The organism is Chitinophaga sp. Cy-1792 (assembly GCF_011752935.1).
Taxonomy (GTDB): Bacteria; Bacteroidota; Bacteroidia; order Chitinophagales; family Chitinophagaceae; genus Chitinophaga.
The window spans coordinates 2,665,648-2,689,777 of the sequence record NZ_VWWO01000001.1 but is presented as its reverse complement, the minus strand read 5'-3'; the positions used below and the strand labels follow the sequence as shown (position 1 = coordinate 2,689,777).

The following is a 24,130-nucleotide window of genomic DNA, read 5'->3' as shown; positions in this document are numbered from 1 at the left end:
GAAAAAGCCTGTATCTACTGAGTAGATACAGGCTTTTCTCTTTATAAATTAAAAAATAAATACTTATTTCTTTCCTGCCAGCATAGGCACAAAGGAGAAGTTATCGAACAGCTCCTGTTCTACTTCTGTGTCGCTGACTTTGGTAATACGCAGCATACGCTGTACTTCCTGTCCGCCTACGGGGATCACCATTTTACCGCCAATTTTCAGCTGCTGCACCAGTTTTTCAGGGATCTGCGGTGCTGCTGCAGTGACCAGCACCTTATCGAATGGTGCATAGGAAGGAAGGCCTTCATAGCCGTCGCCATAAAAGAAGCGGAGGTTAGGGTATTTGGATTTAAACTGGAAGTTTTTCACCTGGTCGAATAGGCGTTTTTGCCTTTCTATGGTGAATACATTTGCCTTCAGCTCTGCGAGAACGCAGGCCTGGTAAGAGCTTCCGGTACCGATTTCCAGTACTTTTTCGTATGGTTTTATTTCCAGCAGCTGTGTTTGATAGGCCACCGTATATGGCTGAGAAATCGTTTGGCCTTCACCGATAGGAAAAGCCCTGTCTTCATAGGCGGCCAGTTCAAAAGCTGTATCAAGAAAGAAATGCCTTGGAATATTGCCAATAGCTGCAAGTACGTTCTCATCAGTTATTCCTTTCTGGCGGATACCTTCTACTAATTGTCTGCGTAACCCTTTTTGTTTATAGGTGTCTTCATACTGCCTCATAGCCGCAAAATTAACCAATACCTGCGATTTTCAATGAATTCGGGATTTTGAATTTCCCACATTGGTTTTTTTATTTTTACTTTACAAACTATTTGAGCCGTTCGGCTCCCAAAACAAGATGACCATGGATATCAATATTCAAAACAAAGTGTCACAATGGCTGAATGGCAATTATGATGCTGAAACGGTGGCCACGTTAAAGAAAATGCAGGCTGAAAACCCCGATGAACTGACAGAAGCGTTCTACCGTAGCCTGGAATTTGGTACAGGCGGATTACGCGGTATCATGGGTGTTGGTACCAACCGTATGAACAAATATACCGTTGGGATGGCTACCCAGGGTTTTGCTAACTACCTGAAGCAGAGCTTCGAAGGCGAAATTAAAGTGGCGCTGGCGCACGATAGCCGCAACAACTCCCGTTTCTTCGCCGAAACCGCTGCCAATGTGTTTGCTGCCAATGGTATTAAAGTATATCTCTTTGAAAGTCTGAGACCTACACCGGAACTCTCTTTCACTATCCGCCACCTGCAATGCCAGGGCGGTGTGGTATTAACTGCCTCTCATAACCCACGTGAATACAACGGTTATAAAGCTTATTGGAACGATGGCGCCCAGCTGGTACCGCCTCATGATAAAAATGTGATTCGTGAAGTGGAGAAAATCACCTCTCCTGACGAAGTGAAGTGGACCGGTGGCGAAGCCAATATTACCCTTATCGGTAAAGAAGTGGACGAAGCTTACCTCCAGGAACTGCAAGGCCTCAGCATCAACCCTGAGATCTGCAAACAACAGCACGACCTCAACATCGTTTATACACCCATTCATGGTACCGGTATCACTATGGTACCCGAGATCCTGAAACGCTATGGCTTCGATAATGTTCATATCGTAGAAGAACAGGCGACGCCTAACGGCAACTTCCCTACAGTGGTATATCCAAACCCTGAAGAGTCGGAAGCCATGAGCCTTGGTCTGAAAATGGCCAAATCACTCAATGCCGACATTCTCCTCGGTACCGACCCCGATGCTGACCGTGTAGGCATCGCCGTTAAAGACAACCATGGCGAATGGATTCTCCTCAACGGTAACCAGACCGCAGCGCTGCTCTTTAACTATATCGTGGAAGCACGCAAGGAAAGAGGCTTACAGGAACCAAACGACTACATCGCCAAAACGGTGGTAACCTCCGACCTGATCGATGTTTTTGCCGCTAAAAACAATATTAACTGCTATAATGTATTAACCGGATTCAAATGGATCGCTGACCTGATCCGCCGTAAAGAGCCACAGGAGCGCTTTATCTGCGGTGGTGAAGAGTCCTACGGTTATATGATCGGTCGTAACGTACGCGATAAAGATGCAGTATCGTCTGTAGCCATGATCTGTGAAATGGCCGCTGTAGCACGTAGCAAGGGCAAAACCCTGTTCGACCAGCTGGTGAGCATCTACACAAAATATGGTTATTATAAAGAACACCTGATCTCCATTACCAAAAAAGGAATGAAAGGGGCTGATGAAATCGCAGACATGATGCGCGGCTACCGCGAAAATCCGCCTGCTACCATCAATGGTTCTCCGGTAGTTACCCTCTTCGATTATCAGCTGCAACAGATCAAGGATATCAAATCCGGTGAAATCAAACCGATCGATCTCCCTAAATCCAACGTACTACAGTTTTTACTCGCAGATGGCAGCAAAATTTCTGCCCGTCCTTCAGGTACCGAACCTAAAATTAAATTCTATTTCAGCGTAAACGCGCCACTGACAAGTGCTGCCGACTTTGATAAAGTTACCGCCGAACTGGATGAAAAAATAAATGGTATTATCTCAGACATGAAACTGAAATAATACAATGCTACCCGCAGTTCCGCCAGGACTGCGGGTTTTCTTTTTTTATTTATGACCCGCCGATTATGCATATTACCTATCCTATTCCTGTTGCAAACCGGCAAGGCGCAACAGCGCCCCTCCTTTTTCTCTATCCCTGACACAACCATACCGGCCCGCGTGGCCATACTCAGCGGTGCTACCGCAGTGGTTTACGGCAGTAGCCTTGTTGCACTCAATGCCGCCTGGTACCGTGGCTATCCCAAAAGTTCCTTTCACTTCTTTAATGATATTCACGAATGGAACCAGATGGACAAGTTCGGGCATATATTCAGTGCCTATTTCCTTGGAAAATACAGCAGGGAAGCCTGGCGATGGAGCGGGCTGCCGCGAAAGGAGCAAATTTGGATCGGTGGCCTGAGTGGGCTGGCGTTTCAATCTGTCATAGAAGTACTGGATGGCTATAGCAGTGAATGGGGCTTTTCCTGGACAGATATGGCCGCCAATACCATTGGCTCCGCCCTCCTGATCAGCCAGGAGCTGGCCTGGAACGAACAACGTATCCAGATTAAATTCTCCTCACACCTCCAAAGCTATGATGACCCCATACTGAAGGACAAAGCCAGGGACCTTTTCGGAAATTCACTCCCGGAGCGGATTCTGAAAGACTATAATGCGCAAACCTACTGGCTGTCTGTGAATGTACATTCCTTCGCCAGGGAAAGTAACTTTCCGCGATGGCTCAATATTGCAGTGGGTTATGGTGCAGAAGATATGTTTGGCGGTACCGATAATTCCTGGACAGACGACCATGGCGTATTCCATGACTATAGCCCTATCCGCCGGTACAGACAGTTTTACCTGTCGCCGGATATAGATTTCACCAAACTGAGGACAAAGAAGAAAGGCGTAAAGGTGCTGTTCCAGGTATTGAACATGATAAAATTCCCCGCCCCGACGCTGGAAATTAACAGTAAGGGCTATATGAAATTACACGCGCTCTACTTCTGATCAAAGGCATGTATACGCCCTGTATCAGGCCAGTGCTTTGCTTAGTTATTATTATGCAGATGATTATATTATTGCAGATAGGCAGATATGATCTCCTCCCCTTCCATGTCGACCATTACAGACTCCTGTAAGGTAGTAGCCAGGGAATAGCCCACGAAGTCTACAGAAAGCGGGAAAGATTTATGCTTTCTGTCTACCAGTACGGCTGTCTGGATTTTTTCAGGCAGAAATTCAAGTAATGGTTTCAAAGCGTACAGCATGGTACGGCCGGAGTTGGCTACATCATCCACTATAATCACCACTTTCCCATTAAAATCAACCTGTTCTGAAACAGTTACCGCTCCCGGGTGTTGTTTATCCAGACGCAGTTCGATGATACGTGTTTTCAATGGCGATATCTGTTGCAAGATAGCGGCAATCTTACGGGCAATGACCAGGCCTCTGTCCCAGATACCCGCTAAAATGATTTCGTTCCCATCGCTGTTATGTTCATAAATTTCGTAGGCGATGCGTTCAATCTTCTTCTGTATGATGTCTTTGGTAAGAATTACGTTCCTGCTTTCCATGGGCCAAAAATAGTGAAAATACCCATCTGCGTTATACGATCAAAAAAAAACATAAATTAGGGAGTCAAATCTGAAATAATGCAAATTGTACAAGAGTTGTTATTTGTAATTGCTTTTGGGATAGCAGTTTACCTGTTCTCCCAACAAGCGCGGCAGATAAGGAAGAATATTCTGCTGGGGCGGGATGAGGACCTTACCGACCATCCTGATCAGCGTTGGAAAAACGTATTGCTACTGGCTTTCGGTCAGAAGAAAATGTTCCGTAACCCGCTGGTGGCCGTGCTTCACTTCTTTGTGTATGCCGGTTTTGTTATCATCAACCTTGAGATCCTGGAGATTATCCTGGATGGCATCCTGGGCAAACATCGTTTATTCGTGCCCGTATTAGGCAGCCTTTATCCTGTATTGATCGGACTTTTTGAGATCCTGGCAGTGCTGGTACTTGTATCCTGCGCCATTTTCCTCATCCGAAGAAACATACTTAAGCTCAAACGCTTTATCAGTAAAGATTTAGATGGCTGGCCACGTTCCGACGCCAACTATATCCTCATCACCGAAATTGTGCTGATGACACTGTTCCTGACCATGAATGCGGCAGACCAGAACCTGCAGCTGCGTGGCTCGGAGCATTATGTTGCGACCGGCCATTTCTGGGTTTCCGGAATGTTTGCCTCCATATTCAACGGTATGTCTGATTCATCGGTAATGGCGGTAGAACGCACTTGCTGGTGGTTACATATCCTGGGTATTCTGGCATTCCTGAACTATCTCCCCTACTCCAAACACCTGCATATTATACTGGCATTCCCGAATGCCTTCTATGCGAGCCTGGAACCTAAGGGCGAAATGGAGAATATGCCTGCCATCCAGCGCGAGGTACAATCCATGTTGCAGCCGGAACTGGCTACAGAAGCGCCTGCAGAAGGTGCAGAGATTCCTAAGTTTGGTGCAAAAGACGTTCAGGACCTTACCTGGAAAAACCTGCTGGATGCCTACAGTTGTACAGAATGTGGCCGCTGCTCCGCTGCCTGCCCGGCGAATCTGACCGGCAAGTTGTTATCACCACGAAAAATCATGATGGATACCCGCGACCGTGTAACGGAAGTAGGTAAAAATATCAAGGCCAATAACGGCACCTTCCAGGAGGATGGCAAAACGCTGCTGCGCGACTACATCACCGAAGAAGAGCTGCGGGCCTGCACTACCTGTAACGCCTGCGTACAGGAATGCCCCGTGAGTATCAGCCCGCTCGATATTATCCTGCAGCTGCGCCGCTACCTGGTGATGGAAGAATCCAGTGCACCGGCAGAATGGACAGGTATGTTCAGCAATATTGAAAATAATATGGCGCCATGGAAATTTGGCCCGGACGACCGTGAGAACTGGATCAACGAAATGAATAGTTAATACTAAAAATATCAGGGATGCATATAAAGACAATGGCAGAATATGCCGCCAATGGAGAAACACCTGAAGTACTGTTCTGGGTGGGTTGCGCCAGCAGCTTCGACCAGCGTACACAAAAGATTACCAAGGCATTTGCCACCATCCTCGATAAGGTAGGTGTCAAATTCGCTGTACTGGGAAGAGAAGAAAGCTGCACCGGCGACCCTGCACGCAGGGCCGGTAATGAATTCATCTTCCAGATGATGGCCCAGAGCAACATACAGGTACTCAACATGTACGAAGTAAAAAAAATCGTCACTACCTGTCCGCATTGCTTCAATACCATAAAAAATGAATATCCTGCGCTGGGAGGCAACTATGAAGTAATCCATCATACCACCTACCTGCAGCAGCTGATAGACGAAGGCAAGATCAAAGTGAAGGAAGGCGGCAGCTTTAAAGGCAAAAAGATTACCTACCACGATTCCTGCTACCTGGGAAGAGCCAATGAGATCTATGAAGCCCCAAGAAAAGTACTGGAAATACTGGATGCAGAGCTGGTAGAAATGAAACGTTGTCGCAGCAAAGGCCTCTGTTGTGGCGCCGGCGGTGCACAGATGTTCAAGGAAGAAGAAAAAGGCACCAACCGCATCAACTTTGAACGTGGCCAGGAAGCAGTGGATACCGGTGCCTCCGTGGTAGCCGCCAACTGTCCGTTCTGTATGACCATGCTCACCGATGGCGTAAAGGAAGCTGGCAAGGAAGATTCAGTACAGGTGCTGGATCTGGCAGAAATCATCGCAGAAAGCCTGAAATAGTGTTGAATTGACTAATTTTGCAGTATGATGAACAAGATTAATTTCCCTGAAGGATTTTCTCCAGCTTCCAGGGTTTGGATATACCAGAGTAACAGACCATTCAACGAAAGGGAAGTATTGGAGATCAACGAACAACTGGACCAGTTTACCGGGCAGTGGAACGCCCACGGCGACCCTGTAAAGGGCTGGGGTGGCGTTATCATGGACCAGGTTATTGTACTGATTGCCGACGAAACGAATGTGACCGTCAGCGGTTGCAGTACAGATAGCTCCGTACGCGTGATTAAAAGCCTGGAAAGGCAGTATGAGATCAACCTGTTTGATCGCCTGCTCCTAGGTTTTGTGGTGAAAGACAGGGTACAGCTGCTGCCGATGCAACAGGTAGCCTATGCGCTGGAAAAAGGTTATATCGATGAGAATACCCTTTACCTGAACAATACCGTACTCACTAAGGCTGACCTCGATAGCAAATGGCTTATCCCGTTGAAAGACAGCTGGTTGGCTGCCAGGTTAGGCATTACTGCGTAATATCAGCAAGATAACTTTACTTCAAGACCAGTTTTTATTAAACTGGTCTTTTTTTGTGGATATCCCCGGGCTGGCGGCCTGAAAAATCCAATAGGATTCCCACACTGCCGATGCCGGTACAGGCACCTTATTTCAGCCCATAGTAAACTAATGACAATATGTCATTTTTCGGGTTTTATTCCTTATGTTTGCCGTCTTAAATCAGAGAAAAGGAATGCTGGATCAGATCACAAAGGAACACGACGAAGCTCGCCAGGGAGAAGCATTCTCCCCTGTTGCCAACCAACCCAATACGTATAATAAAAGATTTTATATAGAAAGCTACGGCTGTGCAATGAATTTCAATGACAGCGAGATCGTAGCCTCCATACTTAATGGTGAAGGTTTTGGCCCTACCCGCAACATGGAAGAAGCCGACCTGATCCTGGTAAATACCTGTTCTATCCGTGAAAAAGCGGAACAGACCGTACGTAACAGACTCAAAGAATATCGTTTTCATAAGAAAAGGAACCCGGGGTTGCTGATTGGCATATTAGGCTGCATGGCCGAACGCCTGAAAGCAAAGCTCCTGGAAGAAGAACACCTGGTAGACCTGGTCATCGGCCCGGATGCCTATCGTAGTCTGCCTGCACTAATCGCAGAAGCAGAAGGCGGCCAGAAATCAGTGAATGTATTGCTGAGCCGTGAAGAAACCTACGGAGATATCAGCCCGGTAAGACTGGATAACAACGGGGTTACTTCCTTTGTATCTATTATGCGCGGTTGTAACAACATGTGTACTTTCTGTGTAGTACCGTTTACCCGTGGCCGTGAGCGTAGCCGTGATGCCTATAGCATTGTCCGTGAAGCCCGCGAGCTGTTCGATAATGGTTACCGCGAAGTAACACTGCTTGGCCAGAACGTAGACTCCTACTACTGGACCAACGACTCCGGCGAAGAAACCGTGACATTTGCACAGTTGCTGGAAAGGGTAGCACAGATAGATCCCTTGCTGCGTATACGTTTCAGCACCTCCCATCCTAAAGATATTACCGATGAGGTACTCCACACGATGGCAAAATATGAGAACATCTGCAATTACATACACCTGCCGGTACAAAGCGGCAGCACACGTATATTACAGCTCATGAACCGTACGTATACCCGTGAGTGGTATATGAAGAAAGTGGAGCGTATCCGTGAAATCCTGCCTGACTGCGGTATTTCTACAGATATTATCACCGGATTCTGTACGGAAACAGAAGAAGAACACCAGGAAACGATGGCCATGATGGAGTTTGTCCGTTATGACCTCGCATATATGTACTATTATTCCGAGCGCCCTGGCACATTGGCCGCACGCCGTTACCAGGACGATATCCCGGAAGATGTTAAAAAGAGAAGGCTGGCGGAAATAGTAGCATTATTCCGCGGGCACTCGCTCGAAAGCATGCAACAGGATGTTGGCCGTACCTGCAAAGTATTGGTAGAAGGCTTTTCCAAACGTTCAGAAGATGACCTCTACGGCCGTAACGAACAGAATAAAGTGATCGTCTTTCCAAGACAAAACTTTAAGAAAGGCGATTATGTTATGGTGAGAGTAGAAAGCTGCACCAGCGGCACACTCAAAGGTGTAGCGGTATAAGGCTGAGCGTATTTTAAACAATCCAAAAGAGGCTTAATCAGATATGGATATACAGGCGATTAAAAACAGATTTGGCATTATAGGTAACAGTCCCGCGCTGAACTACGCGCTCCAGGTGGCAGTACAGGTTGCCAACACGGATCTTACCGTGTTGATCAATGGAGAAAGCGGTGTTGGTAAGGAAGTATTTTCTCAGATCATCCATGCATTAAGTGCACGTAAACATAACCCGTTCATTGCGGTGAACTGTGGCGCTATCCCCGAAGGGACCATCGATTCCGAACTTTTCGGTCACGAAAAAGGCTCCTTTACCGGCGCAGTAGATAACCGTAAAGGTTACTTTGAAACTGTAAACGGCGGTACCATATTCCTGGATGAAATCGGCGAAATGCCGCTGGGAACCCAGGCACGCCTGCTGCGTGTACTGGAAACCGGTGAATATATCCGCGTAGGTTCTTCCAAAGTACAGAAAACAGATGTACGCGTTATTGCCGCCACCAACAGGGATCTCCTCGAACGTACCCAGCAGGGAAAGTTCAGGGAAGACCTCTACTACAGGCTTAACACCGTACCTATCCGCGTGCCTGCGCTGCGCGACAGAAAAGAAGATATTCCGTTGCTGTTCCGCAAATTCTCTGTGGACTTCTCCGAGAAATATAAAACACCTTCCATCCAGCTGGACGACGAAGCACGTAATATTCTTGTCAATTACCCATGGAGAGGTAATGTAAGAGAACTCAAAAATATTGCTGAACAGATATCGGTATTATCTACCGACAAACTGGTAACAGCAAATGACCTGAAACGCTTCCTGCCGGAACAGCCGGAAATTAACAGGCTGCCTATGCTGGCATCACCACAACAGCAGTCTGGTGGCGACTTTGCCAGCGAAAGAGATATCCTCTACAAACTCTTTTTTGATATGAAAAAAGATGTGACAGAGGTGAAAAAGATGTTTTTTGATATTCTGCAGAACCCGAATGTGGTACATAACCACGATTACCATCCTGCAGATAATCATGTGCTGCACAGCTACCCTGCCACTACCGATATTACACCGCAGGCGCCGGTCATGAACAATCCGCAACCTATCATTATCCAGGACAATAAGATAGATCACCACGAAGAAGTGGAAGAAACACTCTCTATTGCCGATAAGGAAAAAGAGCTGATCGTTAAAGCCCTGAAAAAACATAAAGGTAAACGTAAAGACGCCGCTTTAGACCTGGGCATTTCCGAAAGGACCCTGTACAGGAAACTGAAAGAATATAATATCGCAGAATAGGCAGATAACCAATAGCCAATAACTAATTTTTTCATGAGGAAACTATTTCCATTATTAATCGTTGTTGCCATAGCTACGCTGTTTCATGGATGTTCCGTGAAATACTCTGCCAATGGTGCAAGTATTGATAAAGAAGCTAAAACAGTAAATGTCCGCTTCTTCGAAAACAGGGCGCCCATCAACAACCCTACCCTGGGTCAGCGTCTGACACAGAAATTGCGTGATAAGATCCAGTCGCAGACGAAACTGGTACAGGTAAGTGAAACTGATCCGCGTGCGGATTATGAATTCAGGGCACAGATTACCAGCTACGTATTTTCCAACGCCGCGGTTACTGATGTTGATAAATCTTCCCGTTCAAGGCTCACTGTTACCGTGAACGTTCAGTTTATCAAACGTGTTACTGATAAGAAAGGATTCACACAGTCGTTTACGCGCAGCGCGGACTTCCCTGCTTCTGCACTCGCCAGCAGCGTGGAAAATGGCCTGTTGGACAACGAAATTATTCCTAACATTACTGACGATATTTTCAACCGCGCCTTCGCCAACTGGTAATAGAGATTTCCGTATATAAATTTATACATTTCGGATTTTTATTATATTAGCAGCTTATGACGCCAAACAGGATCATCGAACAACTCTTTCACGTACCTGACTTACACCAGGTAGATGAAGCAGCCTTACAGAAGCTGGTAACGGAATATCCATATTTTTCCACTGCCAGGGTATTGCTGGCCAAGAAAGATTATAGTCGCCACAGCAACCTGGGCAGTCATGCTGTGAAAACCGGGAGTCTTTATAGCTTGCCTGCTCACCACTATTATCATTTTATTACGGCCTCGCCGGTATTAATGGAGATAGAAGAGCGGTTACCGGCCATTTTGCCAGACTATGATATTCGTGTTCCTGTGGTAGAAAAGCCTGCGGAGACGCAGGAAGTGGCTGCAGCATTCCATGCGCCGGAGGATGCAGAGATTGCGTTGAGTGAATCAGCCGCCTTACCGCCTGAAATGCATACGGAGGCCCAGGAAGAGCCACTGGCAGATGAACTGAATGCTGGCCTGGCACCAGAAGCGCCTGTCGCGGAGGAGCCGGAAGTACATTATCCGAAAGTACATGTGGTGATGCCGTCTGCCAATACAGGTGGTATCCAGCAGATAGACCTGCTGCAGGCAAGGGTTGCCGCAGAAGAGGCCGCTGCTTCCCCGCTGCCGGATTATATCGGCAGTGAAATACAGGCAGCAGCGCCGGCGGAAATCATGGAAGCCGCAGCAAAGGTGGATCAGCCGGCGGAAGAACAACAAATAAGCGCCGACGCTCCGGCTGCGTCCATGGAAGGACCAGTGGCGTTGACAGAAGAAAATAAGGAAACAGCACAGCATATAGCACCAGTTGCAGTGCCGGAAATGTCCGACACTCCGGTGAATGCGCCTGAGGCAGAAACGGCAGTCGAGGGTACAGCGCATGCATCGGGGGAAACCGAGCCGATAAGAATTTTTCCTTTGGAATTACCTACAGAAGAAGCAACAGAACTCGTATTTCAGCCATTATTTGCAGATGATTATTTTGCCTATAAACGCCTGAAAAATCCGGATGAAGCAGATGAATTGAATAAGCAGGGGGAAGCAGACATGAAAAGCTTTACCTCCTGGTTACGCCAGATCAAAGACAATTTCACCGGCAGAAACAGTAAAGACTGGTACCACCAGCAGCTCAACAAGATCTATGATGAAGATACCGAGCCGGAAATCTCTGAAACAGTAGAGAAAATGGCCATGAATTCCATCATCATCAATAATGACATCGTTTCTGAAACTTTGGCGGAAATCTGGGTGCGCCAGCAGCAGTACCAGAATGCCATTCAGATATATAAAAAATTAAGTTTGCTTAATCCCGACAAAAACGCTTATTTTGCGCAAAAGATAAAAGAATTAAAGTCACTAACTGACAAAAATAAATAGTAGTTTCTATGCTGATAGTTTTTGGTATCCTTATTCTCCTGGCCTGTGTGTTATTAGGTCTCTTCGTTCTGATCCAGAATCCTAAAGGTGGCGGTTTATCCGGTTCTTTCGGAGGAATTGGTAATCAGGTGATTGGCGTACGTCAGACTACGGATGTGCTTGAAAAAGGTACCTGGGTGCTCGCTGCCATCATCGCAGTACTCTGCCTGACTTCTCCACTGTTTATCGGTAAAACCAATACCGGTACCAAAATGGAAAAAAGCGCATTAGAAAGAAGCCTGGGTAACCAGCCGGCTCCTGTTCAGCAACCTGCTCCTCAGGCACCAGCACCTAATCCTGCGCCTTCTACTCCGTCTAAATAATATTATTTTTACGTAATATAACAGTAAACCTCGCCGTTAAAAGCGAGGTTTTTTGTTACCAGTACTATCTATGGCAAAAAAGAAGCAATCTGGAAAAACCTCCGGCCTTACCAGGCGAATCCTGTTAATTGCAGGCTGCCTGATCGCCGGCATTCTCGTCTATGTCAGCTACCGCGTCTTTGGCCCTAACACAAGAGCGTTTGGCGATAACAAGTACTTTTATGTCCGCACAGGAAGCACCTACAATGATGTATTGAAGGGCTTGCAGGACCAGGGCATCGTTCGCAATACCGGCAGCTTCAACTGGCTGGCAAAGGAACTTGGCTACCCTTCCCGCGTAAAAGCCGGCAGGTACAAGATTAACCGCGGCATGAGCAACTTCGAAATAGTGAAGCTGCTGCGCTCCGGAAAACAGGCGCCGGTAACCCTTGTCATCAATAAACTGCGCACCAAAGACGATTTCGTCAGGAAAGTATCCACCAACCTCGAAGCCGACTCCAATGCCCTGCGCGCCATCCTCCGTGACCAGGTCTATCTCCGCCAGTTCGGGCTCGACACCAACACCGTGATGTGTGCCGTAGTGCCCAACTCCTACGAGTTTTACTGGAATACCAACGCCGAAACCGTTTTTAAAAAACTGGAAAAGGAAAGAGAAGAATTCTGGACAGATGAAAGAAAGGCCAAAGCCGGAAAACTCGGCCTCACCCCTACCCAGGTTACCATCCTGGCATCTATCGTAGAGGAAGAAACCAATAAAAATGACGAAAAACCGCTGATTTCCAGCGTTTATCTCAACAGATACCGTAAAGGTATGCGCCTGCAGGCAGATCCTACCGTTAAGTTTGCCCTGCAGGACTTCGGACTGAAACGCATACTTGAAAAGCATACGCTGTTCGATTCGCCTTACAATACCTATCATTATGCCGGCCTGCCTCCGGGCCCAATCTGTACCCCTTCAGAGAAATCTATTAATGCGGTACTTAACACACCGGATACAGATTATCTTTATTTTTGCGCCAGAGCCGATTTTTCGGGTTATCATGCTTTTGCTGCCACCTATGCAGAACATCTTGAAAACGCGAGAAAATACCAGGCAGAACTCAATAAAAGAGGGTATTAATTTATTCATCACACAATCAACATCATCTTGGCATTTAAACCTGAAAACCTCATCTTCAGATCTACACCTTACAGAAAGCTGGTTGACCGGACCAAAACACTTATCCTGCCCGGCTTTGAAGGAGTGCCATTATATGATGTCCTGAAATATTTCGGCCAGGAAGTTAAAAACAGAGGCCTCGGTGACAGAGCCCGCGCCATCTCCTTTAACTTCCTGCTGGCCGTACCTCCTTTCTTTATCTTCCTGTTTACATTGGTGCCTTATATTCCAATGAAAAACATAGAGCCCACGCTCTACGACCTTGCACAGGACCTTACGCCCAACTACAACACCTACATGATCGTCCGGGAAATGATCCATGACTTCCTCCATACGCAACGTAACGGGTTGTTGTCTGTGGCCTTCCTGATGGGTTTCTTTTACTCCTCCAACGGTGTAATGGGCATCCTGCGCTCCTTCAATAAAATGGAGCGCTCCGGCTTCCGCAGGCGTAAATGGTGGCATACCCGGCTGATCGCCATGGAACTGACAGGTATCGTGGTAATCATTTTATTGTTGACCGTAGTCCTTACCATCATCCAGGGATCTGTGCTACGTAGCACTTTCAACTGGCTGGGTATTCATAATACCTTTATCCGCGGTCTTGCAGAATATGCCAGGTGGATCATCATCATTGCACTGTTTTACTCCGTAAATGCCGTGTTATACCGCTTTGGCCCCGCTACGCTGAAACGCTGGCGATTTATTACCGCAGGCGCCACTGTGGCTACTGTAGGTATGATCCTGGTCACTGTAGGCTTCTCCTATTTCGTGAATAATTTCAGCAATTACAATAAAATCTATGGCTCCATTGGTACCATTCTGGTACTCATGCTCTGGGTATTTTTTAACTCCTTCTTCCTGCTCGTAGGATTCGAATTAAATGCCAGCATTCACCATGTCAGTGAAGAAAAGCGAAAGAGCCACCCTGAGCAGGCCCATCCGGCAATTGCCAGATAAGACAGGCATCTCCCTAAATAAATCAATTTAAACAGATATTATTTTTTCTGCAAGTGTTGCTTTACATTTGTAAAAATCTTGTCGAGAGATTAACCGAAAAGCTGTGCATTTATTTACCGTATCCTGTCACTGATTAGTGGCCCTTACCAGCTTTTCGTTACGTTAATCTTGCCAACTAGTGAACTTATGCATCATCCGAATGAAAAGCCGGCATTCACCCTGCGCTGCCTGTTAGTGCTGCTATGCCTTATCCTGCCTTTATTGAGTAAAGCCCAGCAACCAGTAGTGACCTTACCTGTTGTGGTCCATATCATTTCCAACGATCCGCAAAGCATTACGGATGCAATGATACAGGCAGGGATCAAAGAGCTGAATGAAGCCTACAGTGCCAGCGGCGCCTTTACCGGCGGCCGTACCAATACAGGTATACAGTTTTGTCTGGCCCATACCGCACCGGACGGTAGCAGCACTACCGGTATTACACGGGTAAAATCCTATCTGACCGACTTCGACGACGACCTGGAAGCAGACCGCATTACCAAACTTGGCAGATGGGACGGCAGCAGGTATATCAACATCTGGCTGGTGAGTGATATCAAATCAGAATTCATGCAGTTGTTTGAATGTGGTAAATGGACAAGACTGAAAAAAGGCGGCTATGCCGGACCTGGTGGCGATGTTGTCGTTTCGAGCATGGGCGCAGGAATCCTCGCACATGAAATGGGGCACTACCTCAACCTGCTGCATACTTTCGGGAACATGGACTGTAAAAATGATGACTGTACCAAAGATGGGGACCAGGTGTGTGATACCCCTCCGGATAAAACTATCACCGGCGGATATCTCTGCATAAATCCTCCCAACTCCTGCAGCACCGACACCCTTTCCGGCTTCAGTGTTGATGTGCCCGACCTCCCTGATAACTTCATGGACTATGGCAATGGAACAGGGTGTATACTGGGCTTTACACAAGGTCAGGCAGACAGAATGCATGCCTTTATCAATGCGGGTCTGCCCGGTATGATCAACAGTACTCTCTGTAACGATCCCTGCACCGGTGGCGTCGTTGCGGCATTTACACGCGATAGGGACTACCCGCTTACCGGCGACAATGTAACATTCACCAATACCAGTACCGGCGCCGCCTCCTGGCAATGGCTCGTAGATGATGTAGTTGTTTCTACCGCAACTGATTTCACACTAAATGTAACGGATAAACGCAATTATTATGTAACCCTCAAAGCCACTACCGGCGCATGTAGTACGTTGTACACCGATGTGGTGGAAGTAAGCTGTGGTGTGGTGGCAAGGTTTACGCCAAGTAAAAGAAAAATTGCATCCAAAACAGGGGAAGAAACAGATCCGATCACGTTTACCAACATGTCCAGGAATGCGACTTCCTACAAATGGTATATGAGCAGTAACAGTGGAATGCCTGAACAGGTTGTCTCTACAGACCAGGATTTCACCTATACCTTCCCGGAGCCCGGCATCTATGATGTATGGCTGATTGCCACGGATGGCAGCTGCACCGATACCACCAAAAAATTACATATTACCGTCGATGATCCTACACCAGATGTAGCCATATATGTTACCAAAGTAGAATGCTTCCAGCAGGACCAATTGAAAGTATCTTTCTATCTGCATAATTTCGGTTATAAGACCATCAGCAAAGGCATGCCCATTGCGTTTTACGACAGACCACCATCAGATCCCGGGGCAGTACAACTGGGTAGTGTATACCTGATGCCCGGCGACCTTACCGGTAAATGCAGCACTCCACTTTATACAACTACCGTTAATGCAGGCATCGCCGGCATCGATAGTATTGTAGTGGTAGCCGCAGATAATGGCAGCACTATTCCGCTGGCATTACCCAACACCGGAATGACGGAACAAAACTACAAGAACAACCTGGCTACCTTTAAAAACATTCGCTTCAAACCTGTACTGGATGTATCGGATGTACTGGTGAAACCATTGGCCAGCGTTGATCTGACAGCTAAGACCGTGCATGGCACCGTCAGCAGCATGAAGTGGGTACCTACCGATAATTTAAGCTGTGATAACTGCGCTACTACCACCTTTACGGCACCATATCGTCAGGATACCGTTACCATCCGGCAGGTAATCGCCTTTAGTAATCTGGGGTGCTACGACACCGCTACTGCTACGATACATATTCCTGTGGCAGATGATTATACTGCTAAAATAGATCAGCTCACCTGTGCCAGCGATAACAGACTGCACGTGCGTTTCACGGTTTGTAACAATTTCATTCAGGGAAATATACCTGCAGGACTGGTGATCCGCTTCTATGACGCAGATCCTGATCTGGGGCTGGCCCATCAACTAGGCAACGACTTTACCACTACCGGTTTTAGTACAACAGCATGTAATACCTACGAGCACTTTATCAGCAATTCAGCCACAGGAAAGGTGTATGTAAAGATAAGCACAGACAGGCTGCTCAAATATCCACCGGCATCCGGCATCGAAGAAGCAGATTACGACAATAATACCAGCAATACTGACTACACTCCTCCTGTGCTAAATCTGATGCCTGCTGATACTACCGTGTTCAGAAAAGCTGCATTTCCTTTGTATTTCAATACAACTTTAGATCAGCCTTATACTACCACCTGGTCGCAATCACCAACGTATACGTATAGCCTTAACTGTTATAACTGCGCAACACCGCTGGCTACTATGAAAGACAGTGATCTTATCAATCTGACATTGGTAAATCAGTATGGATGTATTTTAAGAGATACCGCCAATATTCATATTTTCCCGCCGGATTTTACCGTGGAGTTACAGGATGCGCAATGTTTTGATGACACCAGAATGATAGTGAGTTTCAAAATATGTATGCACAACGGTTATGATAGCGTTTGGGCAAAATTGCCGGTTGCATTTTATGATGCGGGTACCGGCAAACTCCTGGGCAACGTTTTTTACACGATGGCACGTCAGCCGGGGAACTGTTATGTATATACACACCTGCTGCCAAAGCCTCAAAATGGCACAAAAGTAGTAGCTGTAGTAAATAATAATGTCCAGATAAATGAGTCTGGTATACCTGAAACTGTTTTTAAGGAAACGGATTACAATAACAATTCAGCCAATGCCATGTACATTCCTTTCAGTGTAAAGGTGGCACCTACTATCAGTGATGTACTACGTCCGGCACAGGTACCTTTGGTAACAACTGTGACCGGAGGCACACCATTCTCCTATACCTGGACGCCGGCAGAAGGTTTATCCTGCACGACCTGTCCGCAGCCAGTAGCTACCATTAAGTCATCGCTGAATTACCAGGTAGCAGTACAAAACAGTTTTTACTGTATAGCCACTGCTGCCACGTCTTTCAAGTCATCTATCCTTGAAAGAACAAGTATGCCTACTGCCTTCACTCCCAATGGCGATGGACAGAACGACATCTTCTATGTGATTGGTTCAAGAGATATTGCGATGGTAAAAAACTTCACCGTTTTTAACCGTATGGGTAACAAGATTTTTGAAACCAGTAATACCCCTGCCAACGATAAAGCTTATGGTTGGAATGGCATGGTAAATGGTCGTCCGGCAAATATGGACAGCTATGTATACTTTGCATTGCTCACTTTTACCGACGGAACTACACAGTTAATAAAGGGATCTTTTGTGTTATTGCGGTAAAAGACAAGTTGAAATGTATAATTTTACATACCGGCAAATACAGTACGTATTGTAAATCAATAGCTGTTTGTTATTTGCCGGTATGCAGCTAATATATCTGCATATTTTAACCTATCTTTCTGTTAATAATTGTCACCGTTTAACACCTATTGTTGGACCTGAAAATAATTTTTTATGTTTAAGTCCGCGTTTTATTTATCTCTGTGTACTGTCATTCTTACTTCGTTCCGGTCGGCCCGCGATGCCAATCTGGATTTAGGCGCACCTATTCCTAAAGCAGAAACGCGATTAACCGATATCTCCGGTAAAGAAATCTCCTTAAATGCTATTAAAAACAGTAACGGACTGCTGGTAATTTTCGTTGCCAATCAGTGTCCTTATATGCTGCGCAATAAGGAGCGGTTGCAGGCTGTTTGCGCCTTTGCACAAAAGAATAATGTCGGCGTAGCCATGATCAATTCCAATGAGGCCAACAGAGCAGAAGGCGAATCACTCGCTGCCATGAAAGCATATGCGGGACAACACCAGTTTTCCTGGTATTACCTGTTAGATAGAAATGCAGAACTGGCAGATGCTTTTGACGCCAACCACACACCGGAATGCTTCCTTTTCGATAAAAGCGGCAAGCTGGTTTATAAAGGCGGAATTGATGATAGTCCGGGTAATGCAGAAGCCGTGAAAGCACATCTGCTGCGCAATGCCATGAATGATATGCTGGCGGGGAAAGCAGTTAGTATTGCTTCTTCAGCGGCGCTGGGCTGTAATATTAAGCGTAAGTTGTAATTTTTTATTTTTCCGGAAAGATATTTGAAGCGCCTTTACTGGCGCTTTTTTTTCTTAAAATTATACCTGCATTTATCCTTCTTCCTGATTTTGGGCCGCGCCTTCGGCGCGGCCCAAAATCAGGAATGGGTGCGGGCCTCCGGCCCGCACCCATTCCTGATAATCGCAGTTTATTCTATTCTCCAACAAAGAAAACAGCGTTGGAAAACAACAACTTCCCATTCTCCCAGAAACTTCTGAATAAAGGATTATCGGCTAAAATCACCACACTGCCACTTCCCATTTCCTTTACACCAAATACTAATCCGTCCATTAATTGTTTGCGTGTTTCGGCACCGACAAAACCACTGAGGTAATTATCTTTCTTCAACACACCTACATTCCAGCCGTCTCCGTCTAAGAAATCATAGATTTTATTATCTGTTTTGAGGGTATAATATCTCGAAGGAAAACCAAATGCCAGCGGATGCGTAGTATCCAGGTCTACCCGGTAAATGGCACCGGGAATAAATTGTCTGACGCTTTCTCTTTCGCGGTTGGCGTAAGGTTTCAGTCCATCGTAATTTTTCTGTTTATCGGGAGAAAAGTCGGCTTTTTCTTCATTTTTCTTCAGTTGTATGCCCCAGTCAGCATTGGCCAGCTGTGCTGCTGCATTTTCAAAAGCGATCAGTTTACCGCCTTTTCTTACCCAGCCACGTAGCGATTCTGCAGCTGTTTTATCATTCAGGATACCATAGTTTCCATCAGGTAAAATCAATACATCTATATCCTGCCAGCTGACTTCATTTACATTTCGTTCATTCACCAGCGTTATAGGGTAATCCAGCTGCTGTTCAAAGAAATGCCATATCTCGCCAACACCCAGGGAAGATACATTATCGCCCACGAGCATCATGACGCGGGGAGGTTTGATGTAACGGATTTTATCAGAGCCGAAGTCGGTGCCTTTGTCAACAAAACCGGTACTCACAGCATCCAGAGAGATACGGAAATGATTCGCCTGCGATGTTACATAGTTATCGAAATCCAATGCAGCGTTGCTGTTGCCATTACGTGTAATGATCAGCGTGCCGGCTGAGAAATCCTTTCCGGCTGCGGTGAAGGCGGTTTCAGTGAATCTAACTTTAATACCACGCTGCAATAAGGCTGCCAGAAATTTAGCGTCACGAACACTGTTCCACTGCGCCAGGTAAGCATAGGGTTTCTGTGCTGCCAGTGGTTTATTATTTTTCACTACCGGCGAATCGTTGGCAGGCGTAAGGTTTTGCTTCACTGCATAAGAAGGCAGTCCATATGCATATGGCAGCGCCCAGGCCGTGATATCGTAGGTTACAGAATCGGTCAGATGAGAGATTGGCTCAAACAACACCCGGAGCAAGGTAGAATGCGGCTGATATGCACTGATCACCAGGTCTTCCCGGTCGATGGTAAAGTTTTCTGTTTTTCCATTGAAATAGTTGAAACCATTGGCAGTGCCAACGGTGGCGCCATAGCCGAATACGATATTATTTTTCCGTAAGAGGTCTGTGAGGGTGTTCAGCTTTTCCGTGTTGCCGGCGGCTTTCACTACATAGGCCTTGTAAGCGCCCTGTGGGTTTGTTTTAGCATCCTGGTAAAAGCGTTTATATTCACTCAGGATCCTGGCAGATTGCGCTGCTGCTACTTCTATGGTAGACATGCCCGTTGTAAAGTGATGCGCTATTCTGTCGCTCAGGGTGAGTGAATCGCCGTCGCTTTTGAGGACAGACACGCCTGCGCGGCCGCTGCCACCCTGCTCATAGGTCATACCGATCGCCCCATTGTACATAGGGTAGGTATCTCCATAACTGGGATAAAACAGGTCAAAACGTTCTTTGGTAAAATATAACCATCCTTCCTGGTCGAAATATCTGGCGTTATTCTTTCCGATCATTACCTGCAATTCCCTTTGCCATGGTGTGATTACATCATGAAAAGGCTCTGCGGCAGGTGCAAAATAATATGGTGCATCGATTTCCTGTTCATGGAAATCAACGTGTAACTGCGGCATCCACTGGTTATAGACAGCCAGTCGCTGCTGCGATTCCTGTTGCGTTTGCCATGCCCAGTCGCGGTTGAGGTCAAAGTAATAATGATTGGGTCTTCCACCTGGCCATGGTTCGTTATGCTCTCTGGAATACTGTGCCACATTTGGTTTCCGGTTCCTGTTGGCATTGTAGAAGTTGACATATCTGTCGTGGCCGTCGGGATTGAGGCAGGGGTCTATGACTACTACCACGTTGTGGAGCCATTCCTGCGTTTGTGCGTTGCTGTTATTCACCAGCTCATATAATGTTTTCATGGAAGCCTCTGTAGATACGGCTTCGTTTCCATGTACATTATAACTGAGCCAAACAATTACCGGCTGTGTGGCCGCAGTAGTCGTTTGTCCTTTGGAGATGCCTACGCTTTGCTGGCGTATCTGGTCAAGTTTATCAAAATTTTCAGGGGCGGTGATCACTGCGATGAACAGCTGGCGGCCTTCATAGGTGGTGCCGTATTGTTCCAGCTTCATATTTTTGACGCTGGCAGCCACCGTTTTGAAATATTCTGCCACCCGGTACTGTGGTGTAAACCGGGAGCCGAGCGGGTATCCCAGGAATGCATCGGGGGTAGGTACCTGGGCGATGGCAGGTATCATACTGCATAATATCGCTGCCAGCAAAAAGTATTTACGCATAGAAAAAGGAATAAAATATCAGGTAAAGTACCGTAATTTCATGAAATTAGCGGCTAATACTAAATTAAAGCGTTTTTCGATGCGTTTTCTGCTTATGTTCAGCATCGCCGTTGGCGGTATGCTTTCAGCCTGTGCCCAGCAAGGGAATGGCTTACACCCTTACGACTATACTATTACCAAGAATATCACGGTCCCTAAAGGCGCGGTAGTATCCGCACATCCGCTGGCCAGCGAAGCGGGCACCTATATACTGCAGCAAGGCGGCAATGCCGTTGATGCCGTCATTGCCACCCAGCTGGCATTGGCAGTCGTATATCCCGGCGCCGGCAACCTCGGTGGCGGCGGCTTCATGGTAGCCCACCTGAAAAATGGTAAAAATATCGCCATCGACTACAGAGAAACCGCTCCTGCCAAAGCCAGCAGGGATATGTACCTCGACAGCGCCGGCAATGCCATCACCAAACTGAGCCTCGACGGACACCTCGCCGCAGGCGTTCCCGGCACCGTAGCCGGACTGTTTGCCTCGATGAAATATGCCCGTCTGCCATTCGCCAGACTGATCGCACCCGCCATACAGCTGGCAGAAAAAGGGTATGTCATCACGGCACAGGAAGCCAAAAACCTGAATGATACCAGGACTGAATTTTTGCAACTCAACACCGCTCCTACTGCCTTTGTGAAAGATCAGCCATGGAAAGCCAGCGACACGCTTTTTCAGCCCGAACTGGCCCATACCCTTAAACTGGTACGCGATAAAGGCATGGCAGGCTTCTATGAAGGAGAAACCGCTGCCAACATCGTTGCTGAAATGCAACGCGGCCACGGCATCATGACCCTCGCCGATCTCAAAAACTATAAAGCCAGAGAAAGAACAGCTCTTACTTTTAACTATAAAGGACAAACCATCGTTACCATGCCGCTGCCTTCATCAGGAGGTATCTGCCTGCAGCAAATGATGATGATGGTAGAAAAATATCCCGTAGCCACCTGGGGCTTCCAGTCACCACAGGCCATGCAGCTGATGATAGAAGCAGAACGACGCGCCTATGCCGACAGAGCTGCCTTCCTCGGCGACCCCGACTTCGTAAAAGTGCCGGTAGCACAGCTGCTGGATAAAAAATATATCGCTGCACGCATGGCCGATTATGTACCCATGAAAGCCGGCAACAGCGACAGTACCAAAGCTGGTCTATTTAAAGAAAGTGAACAAACAACCCATATCAGCATTATGGATGCGGAAGGCAACGCCGTTTCTGTGACCACTACACTCAACGGACACTATGGCTCCCGCACCGTTGTGGGCAAATCCGGGTTCCTGCTGAATAATGAAATGGACGACTTCTCTGTAAAACCCGGTGTACCTAATATGTACGGCCTCGTGGGCACAGAAGCCAACGCCATCGCACCAGGCAAAAGAATGCTCAGTTCCATGACACCTACCATCGTACTCAAAAATAATATGCCCGTCTATACACTCGGAACGCCCGGCGGATCTACTATTATCACGTCTGTTTTCCAGACACTGATGAATACCATAGAGTTCAATCTGAATCCTGATGATGCGGTGAATAAGCCGAAATTCCACCACCAGTGGCTGCCTGATGTTGTTTATGTGGAGAAAGGATTCCCGGAAGAAGGTATCAAAGCACTGGAAGGTATGGGCTATAAAGTGACGGTACGCGGCCCTATCGGGCGTACGGAGCTGATCAAAAAATCTGTAACTACCAAAAAACTGGAAGCTGCCGCCGATAAACGTGGCGATGACAGCGCTGCCGGTTACTAAAAATATAGATTATGTCTATCGGAACCATCTATCTTGACAGCGTTCAAAAACGCTTCCAGACCCATAAAGTCCTGGGTGATAAAACACTGGCCAGGCTCAACGATAAACAGCTGCACTGGCAGCCGGAAGGGGAACCCAACAGCATCGCCATGATCATAAAACACCTGCATGGCAATATGTTATCTCGCTGGACCGACTTCCTCACTACGGATGGAGAAAAGCCCGGACGACACCGTGATGCTGAGTTTGAAGACGACAACCTGTCTAAAGATGAACTGCTTGCCTTATGGGAAGCCGGCTGGAAATGCCTGCTGGACACGCTGGCCAGTCTCACGGAAGCTGATCTGGAAAAAACAGTCTACATCCGCCAGGAGCCACATTCAGTGATAGATGCCATCAACAGGCAGCTGGCACATGTTCCCTACCATGTAGGACAAATCGTATGGATAGGTAAAGCCCTGCTGCAGGACCAGTGGGAAAGTCTCTCTATCCCGAAAGGAAAATCTGATGACTTTAATAAATCTATGTCTGGTAAACGTTAGTATGAATACAGCATTAAAATTTCGTATATTGATTGCCGTTATATCCGCAGTGATACTGCAGGCGTGCAATACCGGGAAAACAAATGATCTCCTGCTTCATAAAAAGTGGAAGGTATATGATGTAAAGGTACCTGAAAATGATCCTTACAACCTGACCCAGGTAACGCAGGCCAGAGACCTGAAAGACGGATATTACAGTAACGTATACTATCAGTTCCTGGACAACAACGTATTTGTAGCCACCATCGACAACAAACCCGATTCAGGCAAATACCAGCTCCTCAGTAATGGTAAAGTGATTTCTGTCACCGCCTCCAATGGCGACCGTAAACATGAAAACCTGGTAACAGTGGTAAAACTGGACGATACACATTTTGATATGAAAGTGGTATCCGGTGATTTTCACTTTATACTTTGCACCAGGAATGAGTAGTA

20 protein-coding genes are annotated in these 24,130 nt (G+C 46.9%); 17 read left to right on the top strand and 3 right to left on the bottom strand.

Annotated elements, in window-relative coordinates:
• Window positions 1-63: 63 nt before the first annotated feature.
• On the bottom strand, window positions 64-717 hold the full coding sequence (locus tag F3J22_RS10990) for a protein-L-isoaspartate(D-aspartate) O-methyltransferase (RefSeq protein WP_167017046.1): 654 nt from the start codon (window positions 715-717) through the stop codon (window positions 64-66).
• A gap of 124 nt (window positions 718-841) precedes the next feature.
• Here F3J22_RS10990 and F3J22_RS10985 point away from each other — a divergent pair, with 124 nt between their 5' ends.
• On the top strand, window positions 842-2,566 hold the full coding sequence (locus F3J22_RS10985) for a phospho-sugar mutase (protein WP_167017044.1): 1,725 nt from the start codon (window positions 842-844) through the stop codon (window positions 2,564-2,566).
• A gap of 51 nt (window positions 2,567-2,617) precedes the next feature.
• Window positions 2,618-3,556, top strand: a complete 939-nt coding sequence (locus tag F3J22_RS10980; RefSeq protein WP_167017042.1) for a DUF2279 domain-containing protein — start codon at window positions 2,618-2,620, stop codon at window positions 3,554-3,556.
• A 68-nt stretch (window positions 3,557-3,624) separates the two neighbouring features.
• On the opposite strand, the gene F3J22_RS10975 is transcribed toward F3J22_RS10980, so the two are convergent.
• Entirely contained in the window at window positions 3,625-4,122 is a 498-nt protein-coding gene (locus F3J22_RS10975) for a phosphoribosyltransferase family protein (RefSeq protein ID WP_167017040.1), read from the bottom strand.
• Window positions 4,123-4,200: 78 nt separating this feature from the next.
• Here F3J22_RS10975 and F3J22_RS10970 point away from each other — a divergent pair, with 78 nt between their 5' ends.
• From F3J22_RS10970 to F3J22_RS10915, 12 genes are all read left to right on the top strand, one after another.
• Window positions 4,201-5,529: a (Fe-S)-binding protein gene (locus tag F3J22_RS10970; protein WP_167017038.1), complete on the top strand. Its 1,329-nt coding sequence runs from the start codon at window positions 4,201-4,203 to the stop codon at window positions 5,527-5,529.
• A gap of 17 nt (window positions 5,530-5,546) precedes the next feature.
• Entirely contained in the window at window positions 5,547-6,326 is a 780-nt protein-coding gene (locus tag F3J22_RS10965; protein ID WP_205195179.1) for a (Fe-S)-binding protein, read from the top strand.
• Between the two features lie 24 nt (window positions 6,327-6,350).
• Window positions 6,351-6,854 (top strand): hypothetical protein, encoded by a 504-nt coding sequence (locus F3J22_RS10960; RefSeq protein WP_167017036.1) that lies wholly within the window; start codon window positions 6,351-6,353, stop codon window positions 6,852-6,854.
• Window positions 6,855-7,068: 214 nt separating this feature from the next.
• Window positions 7,069-8,478 carry a tRNA (N6-isopentenyl adenosine(37)-C2)-methylthiotransferase MiaB gene (gene miaB / locus F3J22_RS10955; RefSeq protein ID WP_167017034.1) on the top strand — a complete coding sequence of 470 codons (1,410 nt, stop codon included), beginning with the start codon at window positions 7,069-7,071 and terminating at the stop codon, window positions 8,476-8,478.
• A 43-nt stretch (window positions 8,479-8,521) separates the two neighbouring features.
• Entirely contained in the window at window positions 8,522-9,763 is a 1,242-nt protein-coding gene (locus tag F3J22_RS10950; protein ID WP_167017032.1) for a sigma-54-dependent Fis family transcriptional regulator, read from the top strand.
• 33 nt (window positions 9,764-9,796) lie between these two features.
• Window positions 9,797-10,318, top strand: a complete 522-nt coding sequence (locus tag F3J22_RS10945; RefSeq protein WP_167017030.1) for an LptE family protein — start codon at window positions 9,797-9,799, stop codon at window positions 10,316-10,318.
• Between the two features lie 56 nt (window positions 10,319-10,374).
• Window positions 10,375-11,724: a hypothetical protein gene (locus F3J22_RS10940; protein WP_167017028.1), complete on the top strand. Its 1,350-nt coding sequence runs from the start codon at window positions 10,375-10,377 to the stop codon at window positions 11,722-11,724.
• Window positions 11,725-11,732: 8 nt separating this feature from the next.
• On the top strand, window positions 11,733-12,086 hold the full coding sequence (gene secG / locus F3J22_RS10935) for a preprotein translocase subunit SecG (RefSeq protein WP_167017026.1): 354 nt from the start codon (window positions 11,733-11,735) through the stop codon (window positions 12,084-12,086).
• A 70-nt stretch (window positions 12,087-12,156) separates the two neighbouring features.
• On the top strand, window positions 12,157-13,206 hold the full coding sequence (mltG, locus tag F3J22_RS10930; RefSeq protein ID WP_167017024.1) for an endolytic transglycosylase MltG: 1,050 nt from the start codon (window positions 12,157-12,159) through the stop codon (window positions 13,204-13,206).
• Window positions 13,207-13,233: 27 nt separating this feature from the next.
• Window positions 13,234-14,205, top strand: a complete 972-nt coding sequence (locus tag F3J22_RS10925; RefSeq protein ID WP_167017022.1) for a YihY/virulence factor BrkB family protein — start codon at window positions 13,234-13,236, stop codon at window positions 14,203-14,205.
• Window positions 14,206-14,391: 186 nt separating this feature from the next.
• A complete protein-coding gene (locus tag F3J22_RS10920) occupies window positions 14,392-17,889 on the top strand; it encodes a M43 family zinc metalloprotease (RefSeq protein ID WP_167017020.1) in 3,498 nt (1,165 codons plus the stop codon).
• Between the two features lie 174 nt (window positions 17,890-18,063).
• Window positions 18,064-18,672 carry a redoxin family protein gene (locus tag F3J22_RS10915; protein ID WP_167017018.1) on the top strand — a complete coding sequence of 203 codons (609 nt, stop codon included), beginning with the start codon at window positions 18,064-18,066 and terminating at the stop codon, window positions 18,670-18,672.
• A gap of 175 nt (window positions 18,673-18,847) precedes the next feature.
• On the opposite strand, the gene F3J22_RS10910 is transcribed toward F3J22_RS10915, so the two are convergent.
• Window positions 18,848-21,370, bottom strand: coding sequence for a M14 family metallopeptidase (locus F3J22_RS10910; protein ID WP_167017016.1), 2,523 nt, complete (start codon window positions 21,368-21,370; stop codon window positions 18,848-18,850).
• A 79-nt stretch (window positions 21,371-21,449) separates the two neighbouring features.
• On the opposite strand from F3J22_RS10910, the gene ggt reads away from it, so the two are divergent.
• Genes ggt through F3J22_RS10895 form a run of 3 tightly spaced genes read left to right on the top strand, consistent with a single transcriptional unit; the run spans window position 21,450 to window position 24,128 of the window.
• Complete coding sequence (gene ggt, locus F3J22_RS10905) at window positions 21,450-23,153, top strand: gamma-glutamyltransferase (protein ID WP_167017014.1); 1,704 nt, start codon at window positions 21,450-21,452, stop codon at window positions 23,151-23,153.
• A gap of 11 nt (window positions 23,154-23,164) precedes the next feature.
• Window positions 23,165-23,695 (top strand): DUF1572 family protein, encoded by a 531-nt coding sequence (locus tag F3J22_RS10900; protein ID WP_167017012.1) that lies wholly within the window; start codon window positions 23,165-23,167, stop codon window positions 23,693-23,695.
• Between the two features lies 1 nt (window position 23,696).
• A complete protein-coding gene (locus tag F3J22_RS10895; RefSeq protein ID WP_167017010.1) occupies window positions 23,697-24,128 on the top strand; it encodes a hypothetical protein in 432 nt (143 codons plus the stop codon).
• Window positions 24,129-24,130: the final 2 nt, after the last annotated feature.

Excerpts from the sequence above, each read along its gene's own strand:
- mltG (WP_167017024.1), top strand. The coding sequence starts at position 12,157 with ATGGCAAAAAAGAAGCAATCTGGAAAAACCTCCGGCCTTACCAGGCGA.
- F3J22_RS10910 (WP_167017016.1), bottom strand. The coding sequence starts at position 21,370 with ATGCGTAAATACTTTTTGCTGGCAGCGATATTATGCAGTATGATACCT.
- F3J22_RS10960 (WP_167017036.1), top strand. The coding sequence starts at position 6,351 with ATGATGAACAAGATTAATTTCCCTGAAGGATTTTCTCCAGCTTCCAGG.
- F3J22_RS10950 (WP_167017032.1), top strand. The coding sequence starts at position 8,522 with ATGGATATACAGGCGATTAAAAACAGATTTGGCATTATAGGTAACAGT.
- F3J22_RS10895 (WP_167017010.1), top strand. The coding sequence starts at position 23,697 with ATGAATACAGCATTAAAATTTCGTATATTGATTGCCGTTATATCCGCA.
- miaB (WP_167017034.1), top strand. The coding sequence starts at position 7,069 with ATGCTGGATCAGATCACAAAGGAACACGACGAAGCTCGCCAGGGAGAA.
- F3J22_RS10940 (WP_167017028.1), top strand. The coding sequence starts at position 10,375 with ATGACGCCAAACAGGATCATCGAACAACTCTTTCACGTACCTGACTTA.
- F3J22_RS10945 (WP_167017030.1), top strand. The coding sequence starts at position 9,797 with ATGAGGAAACTATTTCCATTATTAATCGTTGTTGCCATAGCTACGCTG.
- F3J22_RS10920 (WP_167017020.1), top strand. The coding sequence starts at position 14,392 with ATGCATCATCCGAATGAAAAGCCGGCATTCACCCTGCGCTGCCTGTTA.
- F3J22_RS10970 (WP_167017038.1), top strand. The coding sequence starts at position 4,201 with ATGCAAATTGTACAAGAGTTGTTATTTGTAATTGCTTTTGGGATAGCA.
- F3J22_RS10915 (WP_167017018.1), top strand. The coding sequence starts at position 18,064 with ATGTTTAAGTCCGCGTTTTATTTATCTCTGTGTACTGTCATTCTTACT.
- F3J22_RS10975 (WP_167017040.1), bottom strand. The coding sequence starts at position 4,122 with ATGGAAAGCAGGAACGTAATTCTTACCAAAGACATCATACAGAAGAAG.
- F3J22_RS10980 (WP_167017042.1), top strand. The coding sequence starts at position 2,618 with ATGACCCGCCGATTATGCATATTACCTATCCTATTCCTGTTGCAAACC.
- F3J22_RS10900 (WP_167017012.1), top strand. The coding sequence starts at position 23,165 with ATGTCTATCGGAACCATCTATCTTGACAGCGTTCAAAAACGCTTCCAG.
- F3J22_RS10965 (WP_205195179.1), top strand. The coding sequence starts at position 5,547 with ATGCATATAAAGACAATGGCAGAATATGCCGCCAATGGAGAAACACCT.
- secG (WP_167017026.1), top strand. The coding sequence starts at position 11,733 with ATGCTGATAGTTTTTGGTATCCTTATTCTCCTGGCCTGTGTGTTATTA.
- ggt (WP_167017014.1), top strand. The coding sequence starts at position 21,450 with ATGCGTTTTCTGCTTATGTTCAGCATCGCCGTTGGCGGTATGCTTTCA.
- F3J22_RS10985 (WP_167017044.1), top strand. The coding sequence starts at position 842 with ATGGATATCAATATTCAAAACAAAGTGTCACAATGGCTGAATGGCAAT.
- F3J22_RS10990 (WP_167017046.1), bottom strand. The coding sequence starts at position 717 with ATGAGGCAGTATGAAGACACCTATAAACAAAAAGGGTTACGCAGACAA.